The following is a 26,210-nucleotide window of genomic DNA, read 5'->3' as shown; positions in this document are numbered from 1 at the left end:
TTGTCTGTCTCCTTAATGCTTCAGAATGGATTGCTGCATAGCGACGCTTTGGCCACCTTGTATTCCTGTCTCAGGCGGGCAATCAACCCGGCCGTCGGCATCACGTCATTGATCGTGCCAACGCCTTGCCCGGCCCCCCAGATGTCTTTCCATGCCTTGGCATCACGGGCGCCGCCGAAACTCATCGCCGTCTTGTCCTTGACCGGCAGATTGGCCGGATCGAGACCGGCAGCAACGATGCTCTTGCTCAGGTAGTTACCATGCACCCCCGTGAAGTACGGCGTATAGACCACGTCCTTGGCGGCTGAATCGACAATCGCCTGCTTATAGGCTTCGACGGCATTGGCCTCGGCCGTGGCGATGAAGCGCGTGCCGATATAGGCAAAATCCGCTCCCATGGCCTGCGCGGCGAGAATCGCACTGCCGTTGGTGATCGAACCGGAGAGGGCAATCGGGCCATCGTAGAACTTGCGGATTTCACCTACCAGGGCGAACGGGCTGAGTGTCCCGGCATGACCGCCGGCCCCGGCGCAAACCAGGATCAGGCCATCGACCCCGGCCTCAAGCGCCTTTTCGGCATGACGGACGCTGATCACGTCATGAAAGACCTGACCACCGTAGGCATGGACATGCGGCACGATGGCCGTCGGTGCCGACAGACTGGTAATGATCAGCGGCACCTCGTGCTTTACGCACAGCCCCATGTCGTGTTCGAGGCGGTCGTTCGAGGGATGGATGATCTGGTTGACGGCGAACGGTGCCGCCAGGGGGTCAGCCGCCAGTTCACTCTTGATGCGGATCAGCCATTCGTCGAGCAGTTCCTTCGGCCGGGCATTGAGGGCCGGGAAGGAACCGATCAGGCCACCCTTGCACTGGGCAATGACGAGATCGGGGTTAGACACGATGAACATCGGCGCACAAATGACCGGCAGCGCGAGATTCTTGTTGAGTGATGCCGGAATAGCCATCACGCCCCCTCTTTCAAAGCGCGACGCAGGATCTTGCCAACATTGGTGCGCGGCAGGTCATCACGGAATTCAACATGTTTGGGAATCTTGTAGCCGGTAAGCAGGCCGCGACAATGCTCAATCAGCATGCGTTCGGTCACCGCCGGGTCCTTGCGGACGACGAAAATCTTGACGGCCTCACCGGAGTTCTCATCGGCCACACCAATCGCTGCGACATCCATCACGCCGGGGTGCATGGCGACGACTTCCTCAACCTCGTTCGGATAGACGTTGAAGCCGGAGACCAGGATCATGTCCTTCTTGCGGTCGACCAGGAAGACGAAACCCTTCTTGTCGACGTAACCGACGTCACCGGTACGCAAAAAATGGTCCGGATAGAAGGCAAGGTCGGTTTCATCCTGACGTTGCCAGTAGCCTTTCATGACCTGTGGTCCGCGAATGCAGATTTCGCCAACCTGCCCTTGCGGCACTTCATGACCGTAATCGTCGCGGATCGACACCTCGGTCGACGAAATCGGCAGGCCGATGGAACCATTGAATTCGCCCATGTCGAGCGGATTGATCGTTGCTGCCGGCGAGGTTTCGGTGAGGCCATAGGCTTGCAGCAGGGGCGTCCCCGTCACCTGCTTCCACTTCTCGGCGACCGGCCCCTGGACGGCCATACCGCCGCCCAGCGTGACACGCATGGTCGAAAAATCCAGCGCGGCGAAGTCCGGATTGTTGAGCAGCGCGTTGAACAGCGTATTAACACCGGTCACCACCGTCACCGGGTACTTCGCCCACTCCTTGACGAAGCCGGGAATATCCCGCGGATTGGCAATCAGCAGATTGCGCGCGCCGACCATCAGGAAAGTCAGGCAATTCGCCGTCAGGGCGAAGATGTGATACAGCGGCAAGGCGGTGATAATGAATTCCTCGCCCTCACGCACCACCGGCTTGATCCAGCTGTAGGCCTGCATCACGTTCGAACTAATGTTGGCATGCGTGAGCATCGCCCCCTTGGAAACCCCGGTCGTGCCACCCGTGTATTGCAAGAACGCAATGTCGTCCTGAACCAGTAGCACCGGCTGGCAGCCGTGACTCCGCCCGGTAGCCAACGCACTGTTGAAACCAATCGAACCGGGCAGTTTCCAGGCCGGCACCAGCTTTTTCACATGGCGCACGACGAAATTGACGATGACGCCCTTCAGGCCGAGCATTTCGCCCATCGGGGTAACGATGACGTGCTTGATGCCGGTGTTGGCGACCACCTGTTCCAGGGTATGGGCAAAGTTTTCGACGATGACGATAGCGACCGCACCCGAATCCTTGAGCTGGTGTTCCAGTTCACGCGGCGTGTAGAGTGGATTGCAATTGACGACGACACAACCGGCCCTGAGCGTGCCAAACAGCGCTACCGGGTATTGCAGCAGGTTGGGCATCATCAGCGCCACACGGTCGCCCTTTTTCAGCCCCTTGGCCTGGAGCCAGCCGGCAAAGGCCTTGCTCTCCTCGTCGAGCTGACGATAGGTCATGCTCTTGCACATGCTGAGGTAGGCCACCTTGTCGGCATAGGTTGAACAGGCTTTTTCAAACAGCGCGACGAGCGACGGAATATGGTCGATGTCGATCTCGGCCGGCACGCCATTGGGATAGCTTTGTAGCCAGATTTTTTCCATTATTGTCTCCTCCTTGTTGTGCCTGCTTAACTGCCGAGCAACGCCTTCTTGAGTGAGGCGTCTACCGGTTTTTCGCCCAGCCAGACTTTGAGCAGCGCTTTCCCAAAGGCAGTACCGGCTACCTTGCCGCGCCCTTCGCCATTGAGGCTGACAGCAACGCCATCGCTCGAAAAATCAATTGCCACGGTATCGCCTTCGCGGACCTTGCCGATCCCCTTCATGATGCCGCTCAACTGTACGGCCTGACCCTTCAACTCAGCCAGCTCGGCCGGGCTGTGGTTGCTTTTGAAGCCATCGTCGAGGGCCGAACTCAGCGTATCGGCATCGAGATCGCGCAGCATCCGCATCACCATGCGGCGCGGCTGCGGGCTATCGTAGATGGCATTCGGCGTCGCCGCCTTGTGACCGACGTAAAGCGCGCCGACATAGACCTTGATGAACAGTTTGCTGCGCAGGCCTGCGCCGTTGAGCACCAGTTCGCTACCGCCCACCCGGATGCTGTCATCCACCCTGACGCCGGCCACCTCGGCCGCATGCAGGCCTGGCGCGGCGACCAGCGCAGCTATCAGGGCGGCCCGCCGGACGCTTGTCGATGTAATCATGCTTTGTCTCCTCCACCGCTCTTTTGTCGGTAGTAATGTTTATCGGCAATATATACCGTGCGTTCGACCACGGTATGCACATTGCCCTGCTTGTCCTTCAATTCGACCTGATACGTTCGCTCCAGCTCGGGACTGGTCGCCAACCCGGCCCGGATTTCAGCCATTTCCGCGTCACTCAGCACAAAATCTGCATACAGCGTCGAAAACCCCGGCTTGCAGTAGCGAATGCTCGCCGCCTTGTCCCACACGATGTAGCCGCTGCCCAGTGCCGCCATCAGCATCATCGGATGCGCCCCGTCAGTGATCGCAAAGAGCGAACCGCCATAGAGCGAGCCGACGATGTTTTTCGTCTTCCAGTTCAAGGGCAGGCGTACCCGGATGTGGCGCAGGTCATTCGCCACATGGATCACCCGCCCGCCGCTGCCGCGAAAGGCGGGATGGAGGTTGAATCCCATCCGCACCATGCGCGCCCGCCAGACGGGGGGAAGTTTGGCCAGCCAGGCGGGTTTCATGCGTTGCTTCCCGGTCCGATGGTCAAATCCGCTCGATGATGCCAGCGGCGCCCATGCCTGTGCCGATGCACATGGTCACCATGCCGTACCTGCCGCCCGTGCGTTGCAGGCCATGGACGACCGTGGCAATGCGGATGGCCCCGGTCGCCCCGAGCGGATGGCCGAGGGCAATGGCGCCGCCGAGCGGATTGACCTTGCCCGGATCGATGCCGAGTTCCTGCATGACAGCAATCGACTGGGCAGCAAAGGCTTCGTTGAGTTCGATCCAGTCCAGTTGATCCTGGGTGATGCCGACTTGCGCCAGGACCTTGGGGATTGCCGCGACCGGCCCGATACCCATGATTTCCGGGGCTACGCCACCGACGGCATAACCGGCAAAGCGGGCCAGCGGCGTCAGGTTGTGCTGGCGGAGGATTTTTTCCGACACCAGCATCACCGCACCGGCACCGTCCGACATCTGGGAGGAGTTGCCGGCCGTCACCGAACCACGGGCATGAAACACTGGCTTGAGTTTGGCCAGCTTGTCGAGCGCCGAATCGGGACGCGGGCCTTCGTCGGTATCGACGGTCCGCTCGCGCAGGCGAATCTCGCCAGAGGTCAGATCGGGTAGACTTTCGCGGATGGTATAAGGTGAGATCTCCGCCTTGAAGTGGCCGGCGGCAATGGCTGCACAGGCCCGCCGATGCGACTCGACGGCAAAGGCATCCTGCGCTTCACGGCTGACCTTCCACTGGTTCGCCACCTTCTCGGCGGTGAGGCCCATGCCGTAGGCAATGCCGAGGTTTTCCTCGCGCGCGAAAATGGCCGGGTTCATCGACATCTTGTTGCCCATCATCTGCGGCATCACCGACATCGACTCCGTACCGGCGGCAATCATCACATCGGCCAGGCCGAGACGAATCTGGTTGGCGGCATCAGCCACGGCCTGCACCCCGGAGGAGCAAAAGCGGTTGATCGTGATGCCCGGCACGGTAATCGGCAGCCCGGCCAGGAGCAGGCCAATGCGGGCGACGTTCATGCCCTGTTCAGCTTCTGGCATGGCACAGCCGACGATAACGTCGCCGATCAGGGCGGGATCTATGCCCGGCACCTGCGCGACAACCGACTTGATGGCATGAGCCAGCATGTCATCCGGCCGCACGTTCTTGAACATGCCATTTTTCTTGGCCACCGGCAGACGGGTGGCAGCGACGATGTAAGCGTCTTGAATCTGTTTGCTCATTTTTCTTGTCTCCTGGCCCGATTAATTGCGAAGCGGCTTGCCGGTATCCAGCATGTGCTTGATCCGGGCCTGGGTTTCGGGGGTTTTCAGCAACTCGACGAAGAGTCGGCGTTCAACGGTGATCAGCCATTCCTCATCAACCAGGCTACCGGTTTCGACCTCGCCGCCGCACAGGGCGACAGCGGCAGAACGGGCAACCTTGTAATCGTGGGCCGAGATCATGCCGCCTTCCTTCATGTTCACCAGCATCATCTCAAAGGTAGCGATGCCGTTCTTTCCGGCCACCGGAATGGCACGCGGCATGGGTGGCGGTGCATAACCAGCCTCAGCCATGGCACGGGCCTCCTTGATGGCCACAAAAAGCAATTCATTGGCATTGAACAGAATGGTGTCAGATGGCTTGCCGAAACCGAGATCGATCGCTTCGACGGCGCTCTTGGCCACTCTGGCCATGGCGATGGTCATGAAGGCCGGTTGCAGGAAATTGAAGACCTCGCCCGGCGTAGCCGATTGCGCCGCCCATTCGGCCGCGCGCACAGCGAATTCCTTGCAGCCGCCACCGGCCGGGATCAGGCCGACGCCGGCCTCGACCAGACCGATATAGCTTTCCAGGGCCATGACGCGCTTGCCGGCATGCATGACGAACTCACAACCGCCCCCCAGAGCCAGGCCCTGTACCGCAGCCACGGTCGGCACCTGGGCATATTTAAGGATTTGCGAAGCCCGCTGGAAAACTTCGACGCCTTTCTCCAGTTGCTCGAAGGCCCCGGCCGCGCAGGCGGCACCCACCTGCTGCAGATTGGCCCCAACGGCAAACGGCGCTTCGTGCCAGACGACGACGCCATCCAGCGCCCCCTCGGCATGACGGACGGCACTGATCAAGCCGGCCAGCACTTCATCGCCGATGGTATGCATCTTGGACTTGAACGAAATGATGCCGATACCGGCATCAACCGCCGGTAGCCGCCACAGGCGAACACCATCGTTCTCGAACAAGGTCTCGCCGGATTTGTCGGGTGTCGCACCGCTCTCGCCCAGCACGCGCTCGGGGAAGAGCTGGCGCTGATAGACCGGCAACGTCGACCGGGCGACATAGGCATTCTTGCTGGCGGAATACGAGCCCTGTGCCGTATGTACGCCGGTACGCCCGGCTTCAAGCACCCAGGCCGGTAGCGGCGTGGCGCCCATCGCCTTGCCGGCCGCGATGTCGGCAGCAATCGCCTGGGCAATGTCGCTCCAGCCGGCGGCCTGCCAGGTTTCGAACGGCCCCTGCGACCAGCCGAAGCCCCAGCGCATGGCCAGATCGAGATCGCGGGCGTTATCGGCGACGTTCTCCAGCTGGACGGCAGCGTAGTGGAAGATATCGCGGAAGATGGCCCACAGGAACTGCGCCTGCGGGTGCGCCGAAGCACGCAAGGCGGAGAACTTTTCGGCCGGGTTCTTCATCTTCAGGATGGCGGCGACTTCTTCCGCCACCTCGCCAGCCGAGGCACGATAATCCTGTGCCGCCACGTCGAGCACCTGAATCTCCTTGCCCTGCTTGCGGAAGATGCCGCAGCGGGTCTTCTGGCCGAGCGCCCCCCGGGAAATCAGCGCCTGCAACCAGGCCGGGCTGGTGAAGTATTGGTGCCACGGGTCGTTGGGCAGGGTGTCCTGCATGGTCTTGACGACATGCGCCAGGGTATCGAGACCGACCACATCGGCAGTACGATAGGTGGCGCTCTTCGGACGACCGATCTTCGGGCCGGTCAGCGCATCGACTTCATCGAAGCCGAGACCGAAAGCCTGGGTGTGGTGCATGACCGCCAGAATCGACATGACACCAATGCGATTGGCGACGAAATTGGGGGTATCCAGGGCGCGAATGACGCCCTTGCCGAGACGCGAGGTCAGCCAGGTTTCCAGCGCATCGAGCGTGCTGCCGTCGGTACTCTGCGTGCCGATGATCTCGACCAGATGCATGTAGCGCGGCGGATTGAAAAAGTGGATGCCGCAAAAACGCGGCCTGACCGCCTCGGGCAAGCCCTGGGCCAGCGCATTCATCGACAGGCCGGAGGTATTGGAGGCAATGATGGCATTCGGGGCGAGGTGCGGCGCGATTTTGGCGTAGAGGTCGTTCTTCCAGTCCATGCGCTCGGCGATGGCTTCGATGACCAGATCACACCCGGCGAGCAGGGGCAGGTGTTCATCGTAGTTGGCGGCGTCAATGAACTGCAGCTTGGCCTTGCTGGCCAGCGGCGCCGGGTCAAGCTTCTTGAGGCCATCGAGCGCCTTTTTGACCACGCCGTTCTTGTCGCCCTCCTTGGCCGGCAGATCGAACAGCACGACCGGCACGTTGGCGTTGGCGAGATGCGCAGCAATCTGCGCCCCCATCACCCCGGCGCCAAGAACCGCAGCTTTCCTCACAATCAACTTGTTCAATTGCATCTCCTTTTTGGTCTCTTATTTTCCGTATCGTTAAATAAAACGAACGTTTGAATTATAGATGAGCGACACCTAGGGTCAAGCAGTTTTTGACTGAAATTCAAAAAAAATCCCCGGACCAGCCGGGGATTGAAAACCGAAAATATCGGATCAGAAAGCCATCGAAACCTGTGTACCGAACAGCCAGGCGCTGTCGCTGTAGGTACCCTGAACCAGACCTCTATTTAGGGCTGCCGTTGCACTACGCTGATCATTGTTGATACTGGCATCCTTCACGTAAAGATAGGCGCCGCCAATATCCAAAGTCATGTTATTAGACGGCTTCCACTGAAGGCCAAGGCTGAACCAAGTACGATCGTTGTCCGGTAGGGAAACCAAGCGAGAGTCAGCGCTGGAGACTGGTGTCTGATCATAGGCAACCCCGGCCTTGAGCTTGATCGTATCGTTCAGCTTGTAATTCGCGCCAACCGCAACCCGCCAGGTATCGCGAAACTTGGTATCAAGTGTTTGCAATGGTGTTCCTGAGTCACGAAAAATATCTACTTTTGGAATACTGCTCCACCCTGTCCACGACACATCGCCAAGTAATTCGATTCGCTCGCCAATCCCCTGCGAAATACTGAGAATAAACATATCCGGCAAGGCAATTTTGGCGTTGGCACCGCTGGAAGACGTCGGTGTTGCTGCAGGCCCGGAAACGGAGACATCGCCGCTCGTGCTGTATGTCACCTTGGAGCGGTACGAAAGTCCAACTTTGGTTTGCGGAGCAAGCGTCAACAAGGTACCGACGTTCCACCCCCACGATGAGTCACTGAGTTTCAAGGTTGCAGTGGTCAAACAACCTGCACCGAATGGCAGGGTGCAGCTGGTCGCCGCCGGATTTGCCGAAACTGCGGCCGTCCGTACATATTTGGCGTCGATCTGTTGCCAATTCACACCAGCCCCGACCGATAGCCATTCATTTGCACGCCACGCCACAGACGGATTGAGATTCATAGTCGTGATTTCGAAGCTACGCGACTGTGCAGCCCCAATCCACGGGTTGTCGTACTCGGTTTTCAGGCCGAACGGCGCACCAATTCCCAAACCAACATAGATATCCTTCGTCACTCCCCAGGAGATATAGGCATTAGGAACAAAGCCCACGCCCCCGCCATTACCCCCATTGCCGGTCAAACCCGGCGTTACTGAGCCGGTGTTTGAAAATTCAAACTTGGTCTGAACCGCAACGATACCGCCAGATACCTGTAACCCCTGAAGCTGCGTCATACCGGCCGGATTGTAGTAAATCGTGCTGGCATTTTCTGCCGAAGCGGCAGAACCCGCGCCGGCATTGCCGATGCCCGCGGCGTTCTGTTCACCAAGCAACTGGAAACCTGCCGCAGCCGCGCTGCCGGAAAAAGCGATGGCGATGAGCGCCGGGATCAGGCGCAGATTGGTTTTGTTCATTGATTCGTCTCCTGTTTTGTTTTGTTGGGAGAAATACTCCCTCTTTGCTGCTGCTACGATTAAATCCCAAACAGGCGTGTGAAACACCGTTTGAAATGCAGAAATTCAAACGCTCGTTGGAAATAAACAACACTGTTATTCATTGGCCGACCGCAAGTGCATCGGCCCGCCGGTGAATGGTGCGAAGCCAGTACCAAATATTACGCCGGCATCTGCCAGATCGGAGCCGGCAACGACACCATCGGCAACCAGTTTGTCGACCCGGTCGATCAAGGGTGTGACCAGACGATCAGCCAGTCCGGCCGGGATCGTCCCGGCAGCACCCTTGACCGCACGGCCGGATGACCAGTCATAGAAGCCCTGCCCGCTTTTCTTGCCAAGCTGGTTTTTTTCGACACGCTCAATCAGGCACCGCGGGGCTTCGGCCCCACCGGCCAGCTCCTTGCCTGCCGCCATGGCGATGTCGAGGCCGACGGTATCGACCAGTTCGATCGGACCCATCGGCATGCCGAAAGCCAGCATCGCGGCATCGACCGTTTCCGGCCCAATGCCTTCGTCGACGGCGCGCATGGCGGCCAGCATGTAGGGGGCCAGCACGGCATTGACCAGAAAGCCCGGCGCGCTTTTTACCGGCAACGGCAGTTTGTCGATCTGCCTGACAAAGGCGCACGCAGCCTGCACCATGGCGGGATCAGCGCCGTCGGCTTCGACGACTTCAACCAGCGGCATCATCGCCACCGGGTTGAAAAAGTGGATGCCGACCAGTCGTTCCGGCCGGCTCAGCACTGGGCGCAGATCTTCCAGCCGGAGGCTGGAGGTATTGGTGGCGAGGACGGCACCGGCTTTCATTTTGGGTTCAAGCGAACGGAACAGCGCATGCTTGGCCTCGACATTTTCGAAGATGGCCTCGATGACCACATCGGCCTGCGCCACGCCGTCACCGTTCGGATCGGGAATCAGTCGGTCGAAGGCATCGCGGATTTTGAGCGGTTCGCGCAGGCGCTTGGCGAACAGCGCGTGCGCCCGCTTGATCGCCGGAGCGATGCGATCCATCGACTGGTCCTGCAGCGTTACCGTCATGCCACGCAAGACGCACCAGGCGGCAATATCGCCGCCCATGACACCGGCACCGATGACATGAACGCGTCTGGCCTTGAAATCCGCTCCTTTGCCGAAGCCTTTGAGGCGCTCCTGCAGGTGATAGACGCGCAACAGATTACGGGCGGTCGGCGAACTGATGATGCGGTCGACGATCTCCGGCGCAGCCAGCGCGTTGCCGTCGTGCTGCGCCCACAGATCGATGATGGCGTAGGGCGCCGGATAATGTTCCGGCCGGGCCTTTTTCGCCACTTGCTTGCGGGCACCGCTGGCGACAACCGATTTCAAGGGACCATTGAGCAGCCGCTGAAGGAGAGGCAATGCCCGACGCGGCTGACCGGAAAGCAGGAGTTGGCGTGCCGCCATTTCCATGACCCGGGGCGGCACACAATCATCGGCCAACCCCATCTTTCTGGCGCGTTTGGCATCGAGCGTTTTGCCGGTCAGCATCAAGTCGAGCGCGGCAGCCGGCCCGATACGTTTGGGCAAACGCAGCATGCCGCCCCAGCCGGGGAAGATGCCGAGCATGACTTCCGGTAGCCCCATTTTCGTACTGGGCTCATCAACGGCTAGCAGGTAGCGACAGGCCAGGGCCAGTTCCAGACCACCGCCCAGACAATGGCCACGGACCAGCGCCAAGGTCGGGTACGAGACGGCAGCGAGACGATTGAACAGATCCCAGCCGCGTGCCACAAGCGCCCTGCCTTTTTCTGGCGTGTCGAGCTGCGAAAATTCCTCGATGTCGGCCCCGGCAATGAAGCCCGCTTCCTTGCCCGAGCGGATGATCAGGCCCTTGGGGGGCTGCCTGTCGAAATGATCGAGAATTTCACCGAATTCAGCCATCACTTCGGCGGACAGGGAATTGGCCGATTCGCCGGCTTTATCTAGAACGGCCAGGACAATGCCGAAGTTTTCTGTGCTTAGTTGCCAGTGTCTCATTGGTAGCTCTCCACCAGCATCGCCCCGCCCAAACCACCCCCAATACAAATCGTGGCAATCCCGCGCTTCGCTTTTTGACGTTTTAAAACCTGCAACAAGTGCAGCACGATACGGGCTCCGGAGGCGCCGACCGGATGGCCGATGGCAATCGCCCCACCATCGACATTGAGTTTTTCGTCATCGAGGCGCCCAAGAGCCCCCGGCAGATCGAGTTGTTCGCGGCAGTAGGTGTCGTCCTGCCAGGCCGCCTGACATCCGAGCACCTGCGCGGCGAAGGCTTCATTGAGCTCCCAGTAATCGATCTCAGCCAGACCCAGGCCCTGCCGCTGCAGGATGGGCGTCGCCGCATGCACCGGGCCGAGGCCCATCTGGGCCGGGTCGAGACCGGCCCATTGGCTGTCCACAATCTTGCCGATCGGCTTGAGTCCCCATTTCTCGACCGCTTCTTCCGAGGCGAGAATGACCCAGGCGGCACCGTCGGTGATCTGCGAACTGTTGGCAGCGGTGATGTTGCCGTATTTCTTGTCGAAAAACGGCTTCAACTTGGCCATGCCGGCCATGCTGGCGTCGGCGCGCACACCATCATCCTCGGCGTAGACCTTGCCCTGGGCATCAACCACCGGGACGATCTCACCGAAGTAGCCGGCAGCCCGCGCCGACAGCGCCTTAAGGTGGCTTTTGACGGCGAATTCATCCATCTGCTGCCGGTTGATGCCAAATTTCCAGGCCAGGTTTTCCGCCGTCTGGCCCATCAGCAAGCCAACGACCGGATCAGTCAGGCCCTTCATCAGGCCGATCACTGGGCTGAGCAAGTCGGCGAAGGGCAGTTTCACGAAATGGCCGATTTTCTGCCCCACCGTCCGCAGGCTCATCATGCCGGCAAACCAGCGCACCATCGCATCGGAATACAGCAGCGGCGCCCGCGACAATGCATCGACGCCGCCGGCCAGAACCAGTTCCGAGCGCCCGCACTGGATGTTGGCAATGGCCGAATCGATCGCCTGCATGCCCGAAGCGCAGTTGCGCATCACCGTCCACCCCGGCACTTTTTTACCGCAACCAAGGCGCAGGGCGACCATACGGCCGATATTGGTTTCGTCGGGCGACGGGGCGGCACAGCCGAGAATGACCTCATCCAGATCGCTGGGCAAAAAAGGCTGACGCAGCAGAAGCGCCCGGCCCGCCTGGGTGGCGAGATCGGAGGCAGCGAAGACACCCGGCCCTTTCTGCGCTTTCAGAAACGGCGATCGGGCTCCGTCGACTACATAGATTGCTTTGCGCATCGTCATGCCGCCATCCGGCATTCGGCCGGCTTGTTGGCGGTCGCCACGCCGAAATCGAAGGGGAAGTCATCGACCCGAACGACGATGTCGCGCAGGCGATTACGCCGCTTCATGACGTCGAACTCGGCTGCCGTAATGACACCTGATTCAAAGGCAACAATGGCGATGTCTCGCACATTGGCCAGCGGATTGTTGTCGAAACGGCCATCTTTCTCGGCGGCACGAATCTTCGCCTCGACCGGCTCGGCCTCCAACGTCGCGGCCAGGGCCAATTCGATGGCACCGACCGGCTCACTGTCGACCAGCGGCACATAGCATTCTGCCGTCAGTCGGTCGCGGGTGGCGGAGGGGGCGATCAGGGACTTGGCGACCGCGTGGCCAACCTCATCCGAAGGCACGACATAGGGATGGCCCCACGGGAAGATGGCGCGATGCAGGAAGGCGGCGATGAAGCGCACCGGGAAGTTGGCGATAACGCCATCGAATGCCTGCTGCGCCTTGTACATGGCATCCCAGATCGCCCAGTGGGCGAGCGGCGCATCCTCAATTTTCCGGCCTTCTTCCTCGTAACGCTTGAGGGTGCAGGAGATCAGGTACATCTGGGACAGGATGTCGCCGAGCCGCGCCGACAGCTTTTCCCGGCGCTTGACGCTGCCGCCGAGAACGAGCAAGGAAATGTCGGCCATGAAGGCGAAGGCGGCAGAGAAACGCGTCAGTTGCTGATAGTAACGGTGCATTTCGGGGGCCGTATCGACATTGACCGACGAGAAATGCGAGCCTGTCATGCCCAGCCACAGGGCGCGCAGACCGTTCCTGATGGTGAAGCCGATGTGGCCGAACAGCGCCCTGTCGAAATCGACCAGGCCCCGCTTCTGGTCGGGGTTCTGCGCCGCCTGCATTTCCGGCAGCAGATACGGGTGGCAGCGAATGGCCCCCTGACCGAAGATGATCAGCGAGCGGGTCAGGATATTGGCACCTTCAACGGTGATACCAATCGGCACCTGCTGATAGGCGCGCCCCATGAAATTTGAGGGGCCAAGACAGATACCCTTGCCACCGATAACGTCCATGCCGTCATTAACCACCTGCCGGGCGCGTTCGGTAACGTGATACTTGGCGATGGCCGAGACGACCGACGGCTTCTCGCCGAGATCGACGGCACCGGCCGTCATCTTGCGCACGGCATCCATCATGTAGGTGTAAGCACCGATCCGGGTCAGCGCCTCTTCGACACCTTCAAACCGGCCAACCGCCATCTTGAACTGACTGCGTACGCGGGCATAGCCGCCGACGGCGCGAGCCGTCATCTGCGCCATGCCGGTGTTTGACGAGGGCAACGAGATCGAGCGACCGGCAGCTAGGCATTCCATCAACATACGCCAACCCTGACCAGCCTTTTCCGGCCCGCCGATAATGAAATCGAGCGGCATGAAAACATCCGTGCCGCGCGTCGGGCCGTTCATGAACATGGCGTTGAGCGGGAAATGCCGGTTGCCGGTTTCGACGCCAGGATGATCGTAGGGCACGAGGGCACAAGTGATGCCAACGTGCTTCTTATCACCGAGCAGGCCATCCGGGTCATACAGGTGGAAAGCCAGCCCGAAAACCGTGCACACCGGGGCCAGGGTGATGTAACGTTTGTCCCACGAAACCCGCATGCCGAGCACTTCCTTGCCCTGCCACAGGCCCTTGCAAACGACGCCGCTATCGGGGATCGACGCGGCATCAGAACCAGCCCACGGGCTGGTCAGGGCAAAGGCCGGCACTTCGATACCCTTGGCCAGACGCGGCAGATAGTGATTCTTCTGCGCCTCGGTGCCGTAATGCAGGAGCAATTCAGCCGGACCGAGCGAGTTGGGCACCATGACTGATACGGACAAGGCGCTGGAACGCGTCGACAGCTTGGTCACCACCTGCGAGTGGGCATAGGCCGAGAATTCCAGCCCGCCGTACTTCTTCGGAATGATCATGCCGAGGAAGCCCTTGTCCTTGATGTACCGCCACGCCTCGGCCGGCAGGTCATAGAGTTCGTGCGTCACCTGCCAGTCGTTAACCAGACGGCAGGCTTCCTCGCATTCGTTGTCGAGAAAGGACTGCTCCTCGGGGGTCAGGGTCGGCTGCGGATAGGCATGCAGTTTCTGCCAGTCGGGCTGACCGCGAAACAGTTCGCCTTCCCACCAGACGGTACCGGCTTCGAGCGCATCGCGCTCGGTATCCGACATCTGCGGCAGCACCTTGCGGTAAGTGGAAAAAATGGGCCGAGTGATCAGACTTCGCCGCAGGGGCGGAATCATGACCAGCCCGACCAAAGCTACCAGGGCGATGGCCCCGAGCAGAGGGATGAAGTTGGTGAACATGCTGTTGTCTCCTTTTATGTCTTTTTTGGTCTTGGTCGTTTTTGGCTGCCGACCCCAGCCCTACTCAAAACTGCGGCAACGGGGCGCGCAAACCACCGATCAGGAAGGACATCAGGCGGGGCACCAGACGATCCAGACGGTCGGTCGAATCCTCGTCCTCGATCTGCCAGTCGGTGACCAGACGCAGGGCATCGGTGCCGGCAATGGCGTAGGACGTCGCGCCGAGCATGAAATGAAAGCGCCAGACGATTTCGGCCTTGGGCACCTCGGGCAGCGCCTTAAATAGCGCCTCCTTGTAGCGATCCATCACCGCCTGATATTCATGGGCGAGAAAGGCGCGGATGAATTCTGAGGGTTCGGTCAGCGTCCGGCCAAGCAGGCGCAGGAAAGTCATGCCGCCGTGATGCTCGTCGCCCGCCATACGCAGCAGCGTGCCGAAAAAGGCGTCGACAATCGCCGACGGTTTGACCGCCTGCCCGACCGCCTCGGCTTCCAGTGCATCAAGTGCCCGCATGCGTTCCTCGTTCAGCCAATCGAGCCGCCGCCGAAAAACCTCCTGCATCAGCGACTCCTTCGAGCCAAAATGGTAATTGACCGCCGCCAGATTGACCCCGGCCTCGCCGGTGATCTGACGCATCGACGTGCCCTCGTAACCATGCGCCATGAACAGGCGCTCACCGGCATCGAGAATTCTTTCGCGGGTATCAACAGTACGGACTTCCATGATGGCCTCTTGAGTGATTCATACGTTCGTTTGAATCATAAGGAAAACAATCGGCCGACGCAAGTGTTTTTCCTTCGGCAGGCTGAACGATAGTGAACGTCCATTGAACCCTATAATCTGGATCCCACTCAAAACCACTGTTTTTTCCTTGCCGGAGGTTTCCCTATGCGCAAAACAGTTATCGCCCTCTCGCTTCTGGTCGCAAGCCCCTTTGCGCTTGCCGACAGCTTCAAACTGACCAGCCCTGACATCAAGCCGAATAGCGTCATCAGCAACGAGCAGGTGTTCAATGGCTTTGGTTGCACGGGAAACAATATTTCACCCGCTTTATCGTGGAAAAATCCGCCAAAAGACACCAAGAGTTTCGCCCTTCTGGTGCACGATCCCGATGCCCCCACGGGTGGTAGTGGCTGGTGGCATTGGGTGGTGATCAATTTGCCGGCATCGGCCAGCTCTTTGCCCAGCGGCGCAGGAAAATCAGACGGTTCGGCCGCCCTTCCCGGCTCTACCCAGATCACCACCGATTTCGGTGGCCCTGGCTGGGGCGGCCCATGCCCGCCGATTGGCGACAAGCCGCACCGCTACAACTTCACGCTTCACGCGCTGAAAGTCGACAAGCTAGAGCTTCCCGCCGGGGCGACGGCTGCGCTGGCTGGTTACATGATCAACGCCAACAGCATCGGCAAGGCTTCCTTGACCGGTTTATTTGGGCGACAGAAGTAATATGTAGAGGACCGGCATAAAACCTCAGTCGGCATGGCACGCACAGAATATCTACCCCCGCCACGCCGACTGAAGTTATAGATTTAGCTCTGGCCACCCGAGAATGCCTCAGGCGTTACGCGTCTGAATATAGTCGATCACTTCAGCCGCCGGCACCGGGCGGCTATACAGATAGCCCTGGATCAGGTCGCAACCGCGGCTACGCAGGTAATCCAACTGGGCCGTGGTTTCAACACCTTCGGCCACGACTTTGAGACCAAGGTTGTGAGCAAGACCAATGGTCGCGTCACAGATCACCGAGCCGTCAGTGTCATCGCCGATCTCTTCGACAAAGGTGCGGTCCAGCTTGAGGTGCTTGAGGGGGAACATGCGCAGGTAGCTCAGCGATGAATAGCCGGTCCCGAAATCGTCGATGGCGATCACAATGCCCATGCTGTGCAGGATATCCAGGATACGGACGGTCTCGGTTGGCTGCTCCATCGCCACCGATTCGGTGATTTCAAAAATCAGGTCGGCCGGATTGAGATCGTAGGCTTCAATGACACCCCGAGCCAACACCGGCAGGTTGCCATTGCGCATCTGGATGGCGGAAATATTGATGCCCATCCTGACCCCGGAAATTCCCGCCGCGTAGAACTCTGCCAGTTGCCGGCCGGCCGCCCACAGTACCCATTCACCGAGTGGCTGGATAAGCCCGGTATCTTCGGCAATGCCGATGAAGCCAGCCGGTGCAAGCAGGCCTTTCTCGGGGTGCTGCCAGCGGACCAGCGCCTCGACCGCAGCCACCCGGCCACTGGCCATGTCAATGATGGGCTGGAAGTGCAGCCGGAATTCGTCGCGGGCCAGTGCCTGGCGAAGGCCATGTTCGGTTTTCAGTCGATCGACAGCGGCATCGTTCATCCTCGCGTCAAAGAACTGGAAGTTGTTCCGTCCGGCCGATTTGGCGTGATACATGGCGGCATCGGCATTTTTCATCAGTGTCTGACCATCGCCGCCATCGGTCGGAAAGATGGCAATGCCGATACTGGGTGAGGTGTACAGGTCGTGGCCGTCGATCTGGTAGGGATTTCCGACACTGAAGACCAGTTTTTCGGCGACCATCGCCACCGAACCGGAGTGTTCGACACCGGACAGCATGATCACAAACTCGTCACCACCGAGCCGTGCCACCACGTCGCTGTCGCGCACACTGCTGCGCAGGCGGCGGGCGACCTCAATGAGCAGTTCATCGCCGACATGATGCCCGAGCGTATCGTTGATCACCTTGAAGCGATCAAGATCGATAAACATCAGAGCAACCCGTGAACCATCCCGCCGTGCCGTGGCCAGCGCCTGATCCATTCGCCCGTTGAGACTCAGGCGGTTGAGCAGTCCGGTCAGGACATCGTGGTGGGCGATATGGTGCAGGCGCTCTTCAGCCGCTCGCTCCGATGAAACGTCAGTGAAGTGGGCAATGTGATAAAGCGTTTTGCCATCCGCATCACGAATCACCGATATTGAAATCCATTTCGGATAAATTCCGCCATCCTTGCGCCGATCCCAGATTTCGCCCTGCCAGAAATCATTCTCGGCCAGGCTCTGCCACATCTGCGCATAGTCCTCGGGGGTGGACCGCCCGGCCGACAGAAAACGTGGATTTCGTCCAACCGCCTCCTCTGCGGAATAACCGGTCAAGCGCGTAAACGCCGGGTTAACGGTCATGATCAGGTTGTTGGCGTCGGTAATCAGGATGGCCTCACCGCTGTATTGAACGGCGCTAGCCAGCAACTGCATCTGCGCCTCGGTGTCGTGCTGGACGCTGATGTCCTGAGAGGTACCGATCACCCGTACAGGTTTGTCATCCTTGCCATATTCGGTTTCCCAGCACTCGATCAGGTGCTTGATACGGCCATCGGGCATCTGCAAGCGATGCTTCAGGCAGATCGTATGGCCTTTGTCGATTGACTCCTGGAAAGCCTGTTCAACCATCGGACGATCCTCGGGATGAGTCGCCACGAGCAGCGCCTGATAATCCAGTCCGTCCTTACCCTCCTGCAGCTCAAAAATCCGGTAAAGCTCATCCGAACAGGTGAGCCGACCGGTTGCCAGATCGATCTCCCAACTCCCCAACTGGGCAATGCGCTGGGCCGCGATCAATCGTTCGCCATTACGCCGCCAATTGACTGACTCCGCCAACTCCGACCGCCGGGCCCGAAGCAGGCCATAGAGCACGACCAGCAGGACAGTTAGAAGGGCCGCAGCAAACAGTCCGACAATGATGATCCGGTGGCCCCAGGAAGCCATCACAGCGGACTCCGACAGGCCGGCCAGGACATAAAACGGATAGTGTTCAAGTGCCCGGTAACCGTACACCCGTTTCACGCCATCGACCTGGGCAGAAAAATCGAGAACGCCATGGCGAACGCCTGGCTTGATCCAATCATGGATCGGGTGCGAGGGATTGAGCGGACGGTTAATTTCGTCCGGCACAGGCGGCTGGCGCAGGACCAGTGCATGGTTATCGGTGCGCCGGATGGCCACGGCCCCGGATGCACCAAGCGGCGCCGTATCGAGGAGCCTCTGAAAATGCTCAAGTTCGATTGCCGCACTGACCAGACCGAGGAAGCTACCATCGGCGGCACGAACGGGCCGTGCCGCAACAAATGTATAGCGTCCGGTAATCCGCGACTTGAGGACCTCGGAAAAAACGATCGCCTCACCGATCCCGCTCCGGGGACGCTCGAAATAGGACCGGTCAAGCAGGTTTACATACTCGCCGCCCCCCGAAAGATAGAGAACATTCCCGGCGGGATCGATAACGCGAAAACCGGCAATTTCAGGGAATACCCGCTGCAGACGTTCAAGATCGCTCTCGATGGCGGCGCGAAACGACTTGCTCGCCGAGGCCTTCAGCGATTCCTTCGGAATCCGCCCGGCCAGCTCCTCGAGCGACACATCGATACGCCGCAAGGCAGCATCAAAACGGACTTCAAGCAACTCTGACTGCGTGCTTGCCGTCGACCTGGCGTCGACCCAAACCTCGTCATAGGCGGATGCCAACACATAGGCAAGCAGCATGAATCCGCCGACAGCCAATAAAATCAGGGCTATCCAGAGATGGTTGCCATAGCGTGCATTCTGTCCGGGTATTGCCTGCATGTCTCCCCGCTGGTCAGTCACACTGTTAAAAATTTACTCCGAGCACATGATATTCGAATTACCAGCGATTGCCGACAGGGGTCTGACCGAAGACTGCCGGTATTGCAGGAAGCGGCATGTCACATCATGGCCGCTTTTGCGTTCGCGAAACACCTTGATCGACTCGGCATACACCTCCCACTGATCGAGCGGAATGTCGGCCGGAAACAGTGTATCCCCGGCGAATGCCTGCTCGATCCGGGTCAGGTAGAAGCGATCACAATACGGCCAAGCAGCGGCGTAGATTGCTGCTCCGCCGATGACAAAGACCGGCTTGCCGGTCGCCAGCGCCGCCCGCAAGCCCTCCTCCACTGAACTAACGCCGGCACATCCCGGGCGCAGTGGCAGATCATGCTGCCGGCTGACGATGAACGAATCCGGCGGAACCACATCCATCGACTCGTAGGTCAGGCGACCGATGAGCAGCGCCGCACCCGCCACGGTTTGTTCGAAATAGGCCAGTTCCTCGGGAATATCCCAGGGCAGCCAGCCATCCAGTCCGAGCATGCCATTGCTCGCCACCGCCCCGATGGCCGAGATCACCGCCGACTCTTTGCCCACTGTTCGCGCGTCAGGGAAAGTGAAATGGCAGGCGTGCCCTGCCCGTTGTACACATGGGGCTTATGCATAGAAACAAGGGCCGAACTCACAATCGGCATGCCGAAAATGGCATCCATGACCTCAAGAATGCTCGACTCCAGGCACTCGCAGTGGGCATTGGCTTCAAGTTTTCGGATCGCCAGAAAGATCACCTCGTAATCGACGACCTGACGAATATCATGCGGGTCGGCCACGGCATCCATCGGTGCCCACGCGTCGGCGTGCACCAGCACGGCCTGGGGCCCGTGTTTTTCCAGCGGATTGCATCCGGTCCGCAATTGAATGGTGGCATCGACCGAGGCACACCAGTGATTCGCTAGCACGAGTCAGCTTCCTTTTTATCAATTGAAATTATCAGGGCCTAACAATACCAAAGCCTTTGCCAGTCAGCCGGCAAAAAAACAGGCGCCGTGGCGCCTTGTTGGTGAACTGCGGAACAAAATCCATCAGGCGGTGACGTTCACCAGCGTTCCCGTTGCCTGGCCGGAGGTATTGATGACCGGTACTGGTGCAGGAACCGGGGTGGCGCTCAGCGTATCGGACTTGAGTACCTCGCTGATTTGCGCCTTGAGATCGCCCAACTGAGTTTGTACCTGACTGGCCACATCCTGACTGGCCAGATTGAGCCGGGCCTGGCTGGCATCGCCTTGCGCCTGGCGCGATTGAACTTGCAGAGAACGGGCATTCTCCTGTGCCCGGTCAGCCACCGTCTGGGCTGACTGCGCCCTGGCCTGCAGGGCCGCAGCCTGCTGCTCTGCCTGATCGGCAGCCTGCCGCGCCTGTTGTAGCTGAAGTTGCGCCCAAAGCCCACTGCTGGCCGATTGAGCGCCTGCTGCCGAGCTTACTGCCATGTCATCACCAATCGCCGGTTATCGATCCGGCCACCATTACGCCGTCTCGTTTACGATTGTGCCCGTCACCTGCCCCTGCGCATTCTTGACCGGGCGCGGAGCCTCTTCCTTGAGTTCAACCCGTTCAGCCGGACGCGGCTCACGCCGCTCAACTTGTTGCGATTGCTGGGATTGCTGCGACTGGGCCGTCTGAGCTGTCGAGTTTGTGTAGGCACTAATGCTGGAAGCTACTGATTGAATAGCCATTTCTTCACCTCAAAACAAGAATTCCTGATCTCACTCTACACCATTCTGCGAAATATTCCAGAAGTATCCTCTACCGCCAAGTAGTCAAAATCAGCAGTGAATTTCTCCGTTTTCATCCTTAAGTCACCCCACGCCGCAATCAATTGGCCACAGATCACTGGGGCGCGACAGCAATGTCACGTTCCCGACGCCGACCAACATCGCCCAGGTTGAGCCCCATACAGTTATCCCCGACGTTTCCACAACCACTTTCATCGACTGTGGCTTCGTTGTTATCCTGTGCAACTGCCATAGACGAGAACTCAAGATGACCTTTGAATCAATCACATTTGCAGTCGAATCAGGCATTGCCCGCATAACGCTGAACCGACCCGACAAACTGAACAGCTTTACGGGTGAAATGCATGCCGAACTGCGTATTGCACTCGACAGCATTCAGACAGATAGCACTATCCGGGTTCTGGTGCTGACCGGAGCCGGCCGTGCCTTTTGTGCCGGGCAGGATCTGGCTGATACGGACATGCAGGTGGTCAACGGCAAAATGCCCGACATTGGCAATGTCGTCGAGAAGAACTACAAGCAACTGGTGCTGCGCCTGCAGAGCCTGCGCGTACCGACCATCGCCGCCGTCAATGGGATCGCGGCGGGAGCCGGGGCCTCAGTGGCACTGGCCTGCGATCTGGTCATCGCCACCAAGTCGGCGTCCTTCCTCCAGGCCTTCTCCAAGATCGGCCTGATTCCCGACACCGGCGGCACGTGGTTCCTGCCGCAACGCGTCGGCATGGCCCGCGCCATGGGCCTCGCCATGCTCGCCGATAAGCTACCGGCCGAGAAGGCCGCCGACTGGGGACTGATCTGGGAATGCACCGAGGATGCCAACTTTGCTGCCCGCATCGATACCCTGGCCAAGCAGTTGTCGGTCGCCCCGACCAAGGCGCTCGTCCGCACCCGCCAGGCCATGCACGCTGCCCCAAGCCACACGCTGGAGCAGCAACTTTCGTTCGAAGGCGGCTTCATGCGCGAACTTGGCTGGAGCCCAGACTACGCCGAGGGGGTTGCCGCCTTCATGGAAAAACGCGCGCCGAATTTCACCGGAGAATGACTACCCAGACCCCCCTCATCAGCAACGGAAACTGACCCAGGGCTACGAAGCAGTTAACGGATCGTACTGGGGGAAACGCACGGGCAGCGTCGCATCCTCGCTGGGCACACTGCAATCGGAAAGGCAGAGCATCCGGTCAAGATGACGGCGGGAAAGCGGCTCCAGCCGGTTGTACAACTCCTTGCACAGCAATCTCGCCTGCTGACCCGGCCAGTCGCCGGGCAGGAGGACTTCCGGCAATTCGGGGTCACGCAGCAGCAGGCGACGGTAGTCGTGAATGAGCAGAATGCGGACGAGGAAAGCATCCTGTTCGCTGACATCAGCCAGATGATCGCGCCGCAATTCGTCGAGAATCGGTTGGTAGCCGGCCACAAACTGGTCATAGGCTTCGGCCAGGCTACCCAAGTCCCAGGCCCGACGGACCAGATCGGCATCACTGGCCGACTGGGCCGAGCGTGAATCGGCGGCAAACAGCGGCAACAAGGCGCCCAGGGCCGAGGATAGGCCTTCGGCAATCAGCGCATCAAGGACACTCGGCAGTTCGGCACTCGGGTGCACGAAACAGTCCCCCCCAAGGACCCCGAAGCCTTGCCAGAAGAGGGCCCGGCGAAGCTGGTCGCGAACCTTGGGATCGACATCGCCGACCACCAGGATGAGCCGCCAGCGACGATCCCATAGCGGCGCATGTGAGGCATAGATATGCCGCGACGCCTCCTCGAAACGCCGCCGTCCAGCTGCCGTCAGCACGTAGTCGGCACGCCGGCCTACGGTTTCGGTACGCAACCACTCTTCCTTAACCAGGCGAAATACCGAGGTACGAACCAGTCGCTCGTTGAGTTCAAGCGGCTCCAGCAGACGAATCAGGCTCCCCAGCCAGATACGCCCACCGCGCGGCAAAACGGCGTCACCAAATACAGTAATGATGAGCGAACCGGCCTGAACCCGACGCTGCTGGCGAAATTGGTCGAGGCGGGAATGAATGGCAAGGCTCACGATGATTGGCGCTATCTGGTATGCAGCGATCGAGAAAAACAGGAGTACCAGCGCGATATGTTACCCGATCCGGCGTATCGTCTTTTTGGCCCGAGGAAAATACGAGACCCTAAAGAACAAGGCGCTTACAGGCCAGTTCAAATAGAACCGGATACAAATACACAAAAATGTTTAATTATCGGTACTGCTTTAGCCAGTCAGTCGGGCCAACTGTTCGTCACCGCTACCAGGGCAGTTCAGCCTGCACAGCCACAGGCATGGACTTCTCGCCTGCCAGCTCGACCAGGCCACCGGCACGAACGCCCAGCAGGCGAATCCGCTGATCAAGAGGAATTCGCTTGAGGCACAGTCCTGCCGCCTGGCGAATTTCCGCACCATCACTGACGGCGAGTGGCAGGGTGACATCCCGGGTCACCGCATGAAAATCCGAATATCTGACCTTGATGCCAACCGTCCGGCAAGCGTAGCCTTTGCGCACCAGATCATCCCCAACGCGCAGACACAAGGCCGTGAATACCTCGGACAGTTCCGCCCGATCAAGCCTGGCGTGCAAATCCCGCTCGAATGTCGTTTCCCGACTGATTGACTTGGGTTCCGACTCGGTTACCACCGGCCTGTCGTCAAGGCCATGCGCAATTCGATGCATCCACAAACCTGTCGCCTGACCAAATTTGTTGACCAGAAAATCGGCAGGTGCGGCGGCCAGCTGGCCGATAGTCTGAATGCCATGGCGGGCGAGACGCTCACTCGCCTTCGGACCGATCCCGTTCACTTTCTTTGCCGGCAATGGCCAGATCCGCGTCGGCAAGTCATCCATCGTGAGAATTGTCAGCCCATTCGGCTTCTCGAGGTCGGAGGCAATCTTGGAAAGCAGCTTGTTGGGCGTCACGCCGATGGAGCAACTCAAGCCGGTCGCAGCAAACACCGCATCCTTGATGCGCTGGGCGAGCGTACTGATTGGTTCGGCAATGTCGCTAAGATCGATGTATATCTCGTCGACTCCCCGATCTTCAACATTGGGTGCGATGGCCCGGACAGCAGCCTTGAACAGTCGTGAATAATGCCGATAGGCGTCGAAGTTGGCGGGCAGAAGAATCGCCTCGGGGGCCAGTTTGGCTGACTTCATCAGCCCCATGCCGGAAAATACGCCCAAGGCTCGCGCCTCGTAGGTCGAGGTAGTGATGACACCCCGCCCGACATAGTCACGCAAACGTGAGAACTGCCAGGTGCCATCAACCTGCATCACTGGCTGATGCACATTTCGCCCACCAACCACCACGGCCTGCCCGCGCAACACGGGATAACGCAGCAACTCAACGGAGGCAAAGAAGGCATCCATGTCGAGGTGGGCAATACGGCGAATACTGTTCATAAATACAGTATATCAAATCCGTACGGGACTGAAGCCCTGAACATGCAGATCGACCACCCGTTCGGCAAGCACTCATCAGAAGCCGAAAAGCATGAAGCCCATGTGTTTCAGACATGGGCTTCTCAGATCTTTGCCCCAGGTACTCATGGCCTAGGTATTCGGCAGTTTGCCGTTGGTGTGCTACTTGGCTTGCTTGTGAATTTGCGGCGGACTATCAACCATAAAGCCTCCAGTCATTTCAAAAACACCATTCTGGTGGAACCACTTATTGCCCAGAACCCGATTTCAGAATACTCCTCTGTTAAGGAAAGTCCAGCTAATTTGAAGATTTTTCGATAGCGCCGTTAAGCCATGGCGGGCGCCAGATGACGAGGCACCAGGGAGCGCTCGGAAACGATCAGCCGTTTGCGGATGCCAGCACCGATCTGGCGCTCGACTTCCCACATGGCGGAACCCTTGACCACGGCGACCTGCTCGATGGCGGTAACAAACTCACCCAGTTTGGTGCACAGATACTCAGCACCACGTTCGATTGAAGACTTCACTTTCATGCGGCCAAATCTCCCGAGTAGACGTTGCGTGAATAATCCTACTGAAGTTGCGACAGGATTGAAACCAGAAAATTTTTCGTACCTTTTTGCTTGCCCTGGTGTCGTCGCGAAGCCCTGTCATGCCAGGCTTTCGCAGACCCCAAGTCAATCAGTTCCCGGGCGCGGGCTTGCCGGCGCGGGGTGCCCTTGCCCCCGGCTTGCCCATCATGCGATCACGGGGGCCGGCATGAAAGTCGTCGAAAACTTTCTGCTGCTCAGAACTGAGTACGCCGTAGAAAGCCTTGAGCGCGGTCACATGTTCAGCCATCCGGGCTTGTCGGGCGGTCGCCATTTCGAGCATTTTTTCCGCTCGCTCGGGTGCCTTGAGTTTGGACCAGTCGTCCTGCCCGGCCGGCATGGCGACTCCCGCCTGTTCGGATTGCATCAGCTTGTTCCACGCCGGCTCCTGCTCGGCGCTTAGCTTGAGTGCCTTGTGCAGGCTGGCGTGATGCGCCTCCATCATTTTGGCGTGATGTTCCGAATGGTCCCTCATGTGATCACAGCCGGGATCGGCCATCACCGGGCCTGCAGCAAAGAAACCAACCCCAGCCGCAAGAAGAAGTGACTGGACAGCTTTGCGATAGGTCCTCATGGTTGCCCTATGCAAAGGCGCGGATACAGCGAGAGGCTGGACAACCTGCTTCACCTTGGCGGCGCTTTGGCTGAGCAGCAGGTAATTCCTCGAGACATTGAGGAAAGCCTTGATATGGATGCCCTGACGATTATCTTCGCCGTCACGGCGGTACTGGGTTTGGATCATTTGCTTGCTCCCTTGAGTGTCGTGCACAGGAAGCATCTTCACATCAACCGGCCACGCCGACTTTATAGGCATTGCAACGCTTTGTATCGATATGTTGCAGGGACGCGCCAAGCCCCCTTTGAAGGCAAAAAGGGCCAGCTCATGCTGACCCTTTTTGTGACCTTCCATCGGCCTCTATCTCCGGCTGGTGAAGCCGGACAGGCACTTATTTCTTGGCAGCGACCGGCGCCGGCGCGAAGGCAGGCTTGGCTTCGGCCTTGGCTTCCTGAGCTGCCTCGTGCTTTTCAGCCGAATGGCCCTTGGCCTTGCCATGCTTCTCAACCGGCTTGGCCGCATTGGCCTTCGGCGCTTCGGTCTTGACCGCATCGACCTTGACCGACTCGGCTGCCTTCGGGGCTTCGACCTTCTTCTCGGCAGTTGTCGGCGCCGGGGCAATGACCTTGGCAGCTGCGGCAGGCTGGGTAGCTGGTGCGCTGGTGGTGCCCTGAGCAAAGGAAGCGGATGCGAAACCAGCAGCAACGGTCAGCGCGACGAGAATTTTGGAAACTTGCATTTTGAAT

General features: G+C 59.4%; 24 protein-coding genes. 3 read left to right on the top strand and 21 right to left on the bottom strand.

The genetic code is table 11. From position 1 onward, the window contains the following. Positions 1 to 20: 20 nt before the first annotated feature. From HYN24_RS05825 to HYN24_RS05775, 11 genes are all read right to left on the bottom strand, one after another. Positions 21 to 968, bottom strand: coding sequence for a nitronate monooxygenase family protein (locus HYN24_RS05825; RefSeq protein ID WP_117608374.1), 948 nt, complete (start codon positions 966 to 968; stop codon positions 21 to 23). Beyond that, positions 968 to 2,626 carry a long-chain-fatty-acid--CoA ligase gene (locus tag HYN24_RS05820; protein ID WP_117608373.1) on the bottom strand — a complete coding sequence of 553 codons (1,659 nt, stop codon included), beginning with the start codon at positions 2,624 to 2,626 and terminating at the stop codon, positions 968 to 970. The genes HYN24_RS05825 and HYN24_RS05820 overlap by 1 nt, the downstream gene beginning before the upstream one ends. Before the next feature lie 26 nt (positions 2,627 to 2,652). Beyond that, positions 2,653 to 3,228 (bottom strand): chalcone isomerase family protein, encoded by a 576-nt coding sequence (locus HYN24_RS05815; RefSeq protein ID WP_117608372.1) that lies wholly within the window; start codon positions 3,226 to 3,228, stop codon positions 2,653 to 2,655. After that, positions 3,225 to 3,740 (bottom strand): DUF4442 domain-containing protein, encoded by a 516-nt coding sequence (locus tag HYN24_RS05810; RefSeq protein ID WP_117608371.1) that lies wholly within the window; start codon positions 3,738 to 3,740, stop codon positions 3,225 to 3,227. Before HYN24_RS05810 ends, HYN24_RS05815 begins: the two co-directional genes overlap by 4 nt. A 22-nt stretch (positions 3,741 to 3,762) precedes the next feature. Then, positions 3,763 to 4,962: an acetyl-CoA C-acyltransferase gene (locus HYN24_RS05805; protein ID WP_117608370.1), complete on the bottom strand. Its 1,200-nt coding sequence runs from the start codon at positions 4,960 to 4,962 to the stop codon at positions 3,763 to 3,765. Positions 4,963 to 4,983: 21 nt separating this feature from the next. Then, on the bottom strand, positions 4,984 to 7,383 hold the full coding sequence (locus tag HYN24_RS05800; RefSeq protein ID WP_117610221.1) for a 3-hydroxyacyl-CoA dehydrogenase/enoyl-CoA hydratase family protein: 2,400 nt from the start codon (positions 7,381 to 7,383) through the stop codon (positions 4,984 to 4,986). Between the two features lie 153 nt (positions 7,384 to 7,536). After that, a complete protein-coding gene (locus HYN24_RS05795; protein ID WP_117608369.1) occupies positions 7,537 to 8,835 on the bottom strand; it encodes an OmpP1/FadL family transporter in 1,299 nt (432 codons plus the stop codon). Between the two features lie 135 nt (positions 8,836 to 8,970). Beyond that, positions 8,971 to 10,872: a 3-hydroxyacyl-CoA dehydrogenase NAD-binding domain-containing protein gene (locus tag HYN24_RS05790; protein ID WP_117608368.1), complete on the bottom strand. Its 1,902-nt coding sequence runs from the start codon at positions 10,870 to 10,872 to the stop codon at positions 8,971 to 8,973. Then, on the bottom strand, positions 10,869 to 12,155 hold the full coding sequence (locus HYN24_RS05785; protein WP_162888774.1) for an acetyl-CoA C-acetyltransferase: 1,287 nt from the start codon (positions 12,153 to 12,155) through the stop codon (positions 10,869 to 10,871). Before HYN24_RS05785 ends, HYN24_RS05790 begins: the two co-directional genes overlap by 4 nt. 2 nt (positions 12,156 to 12,157) lie before the next feature. Next, positions 12,158 to 14,512: an acyl-CoA dehydrogenase gene (locus tag HYN24_RS05780; RefSeq protein ID WP_117608366.1), complete on the bottom strand. Its 2,355-nt coding sequence runs from the start codon at positions 14,510 to 14,512 to the stop codon at positions 12,158 to 12,160. A 64-nt stretch (positions 14,513 to 14,576) separates the two neighbouring features. Then, positions 14,577 to 15,236, bottom strand: coding sequence for a TetR/AcrR family transcriptional regulator (locus tag HYN24_RS05775; protein ID WP_205421451.1), 660 nt, complete (start codon positions 15,234 to 15,236; stop codon positions 14,577 to 14,579). 165 nt (positions 15,237 to 15,401) lie between these two features. On the opposite strand from HYN24_RS05775, the gene HYN24_RS05770 reads away from it, so the two are divergent. Further along, entirely contained in the window at positions 15,402 to 15,959 is a 558-nt protein-coding gene (locus HYN24_RS05770; RefSeq protein WP_117608364.1) for a YbhB/YbcL family Raf kinase inhibitor-like protein, read from the top strand. 108 nt (positions 15,960 to 16,067) lie between these two features. On the opposite strand, the gene HYN24_RS05765 is transcribed toward HYN24_RS05770, so the two are convergent. The 5 genes from HYN24_RS05765 to HYN24_RS05745 form a co-directional block, all read right to left on the bottom strand. Beyond that, on the bottom strand, positions 16,068 to 19,097 hold the full coding sequence (locus HYN24_RS05765; RefSeq protein WP_117608363.1) for an EAL domain-containing protein: 3,030 nt from the start codon (positions 19,095 to 19,097) through the stop codon (positions 16,068 to 16,070). Between the two features lie 33 nt (positions 19,098 to 19,130). Next, entirely contained in the window at positions 19,131 to 19,679 is a 549-nt protein-coding gene (locus HYN24_RS05760; protein ID WP_162888607.1) for a dihydrofolate reductase, read from the bottom strand. Continuing rightward, complete coding sequence (locus HYN24_RS05755) at positions 19,676 to 20,059, bottom strand: dihydroneopterin aldolase (RefSeq protein WP_117608361.1); 384 nt, start codon at positions 20,057 to 20,059, stop codon at positions 19,676 to 19,678. Before HYN24_RS05755 ends, HYN24_RS05760 begins: the two co-directional genes overlap by 4 nt. Positions 20,060 to 20,182: 123 nt before the next feature. Beyond that, entirely contained in the window at positions 20,183 to 20,587 is a 405-nt protein-coding gene (locus tag HYN24_RS05750; RefSeq protein WP_117608360.1) for a hypothetical protein, read from the bottom strand. 36 nt (positions 20,588 to 20,623) lie between these two features. Further along, on the bottom strand, positions 20,624 to 20,833 hold the full coding sequence (locus HYN24_RS05745; protein WP_117608359.1) for a hypothetical protein: 210 nt from the start codon (positions 20,831 to 20,833) through the stop codon (positions 20,624 to 20,626). 307 nt (positions 20,834 to 21,140) lie between these two features. Here HYN24_RS05745 and paaG point away from each other — a divergent pair, with 307 nt between their 5' ends. Further along, on the top strand, positions 21,141 to 21,935 hold the full coding sequence (gene paaG / locus HYN24_RS05740) for a 2-(1,2-epoxy-1,2-dihydrophenyl)acetyl-CoA isomerase PaaG (protein ID WP_117608358.1): 795 nt from the start codon (positions 21,141 to 21,143) through the stop codon (positions 21,933 to 21,935). A gap of 42 nt (positions 21,936 to 21,977) precedes the next feature. Here paaG and paaX read toward each other — a convergent pair whose 3' ends face one another. Next, a complete protein-coding gene (gene paaX / locus HYN24_RS05735) occupies positions 21,978 to 22,928 on the bottom strand; it encodes a phenylacetic acid degradation operon negative regulatory protein PaaX (RefSeq protein ID WP_117608357.1) in 951 nt (316 codons plus the stop codon). 223 nt (positions 22,929 to 23,151) lie between these two features. Next, positions 23,152 to 24,300, bottom strand: a complete 1,149-nt coding sequence (gene dinB, locus HYN24_RS05730; protein ID WP_117608356.1) for a DNA polymerase IV — start codon at positions 24,298 to 24,300, stop codon at positions 23,152 to 23,154. A gap of 42 nt (positions 24,301 to 24,342) precedes the next feature. Between dinB and HYN24_RS05725 the strand changes: the two genes are divergently transcribed. After that, complete coding sequence (locus HYN24_RS05725; RefSeq protein ID WP_117608355.1) at positions 24,343 to 24,639, top strand: hypothetical protein; 297 nt, start codon at positions 24,343 to 24,345, stop codon at positions 24,637 to 24,639. A gap of 5 nt (positions 24,640 to 24,644) precedes the next feature. On the opposite strand, the gene HYN24_RS05720 is transcribed toward HYN24_RS05725, so the two are convergent. The 3 genes from HYN24_RS05720 to HYN24_RS05710 form a co-directional block, all read right to left on the bottom strand. After that, complete coding sequence (locus HYN24_RS05720; RefSeq protein ID WP_117608354.1) at positions 24,645 to 24,851, bottom strand: hypothetical protein; 207 nt, start codon at positions 24,849 to 24,851, stop codon at positions 24,645 to 24,647. A 148-nt stretch (positions 24,852 to 24,999) separates the two neighbouring features. Beyond that, a complete protein-coding gene (locus HYN24_RS05715; protein ID WP_117608353.1) occupies positions 25,000 to 25,818 on the bottom strand; it encodes a Spy/CpxP family protein refolding chaperone in 819 nt (272 codons plus the stop codon). A gap of 37 nt (positions 25,819 to 25,855) precedes the next feature. Beyond that, positions 25,856 to 26,203 carry an amine oxidase gene (locus HYN24_RS05710; RefSeq protein WP_117608352.1) on the bottom strand — a complete coding sequence of 116 codons (348 nt, stop codon included), beginning with the start codon at positions 26,201 to 26,203 and terminating at the stop codon, positions 25,856 to 25,858. Positions 26,204 to 26,210 lie beyond the last annotated feature (7 nt).

Origin of the sequence: Dechloromonas sp. HYN0024 (assembly GCF_003441615.1) — a bacterium.
Lineage (GTDB): Bacteria > Pseudomonadota > Gammaproteobacteria > Burkholderiales > Rhodocyclaceae > Azonexus.
The sequence above is the reverse complement of the archived record's forward strand: the minus strand, read 5'-3'. Positions and strand labels throughout refer to the sequence as shown.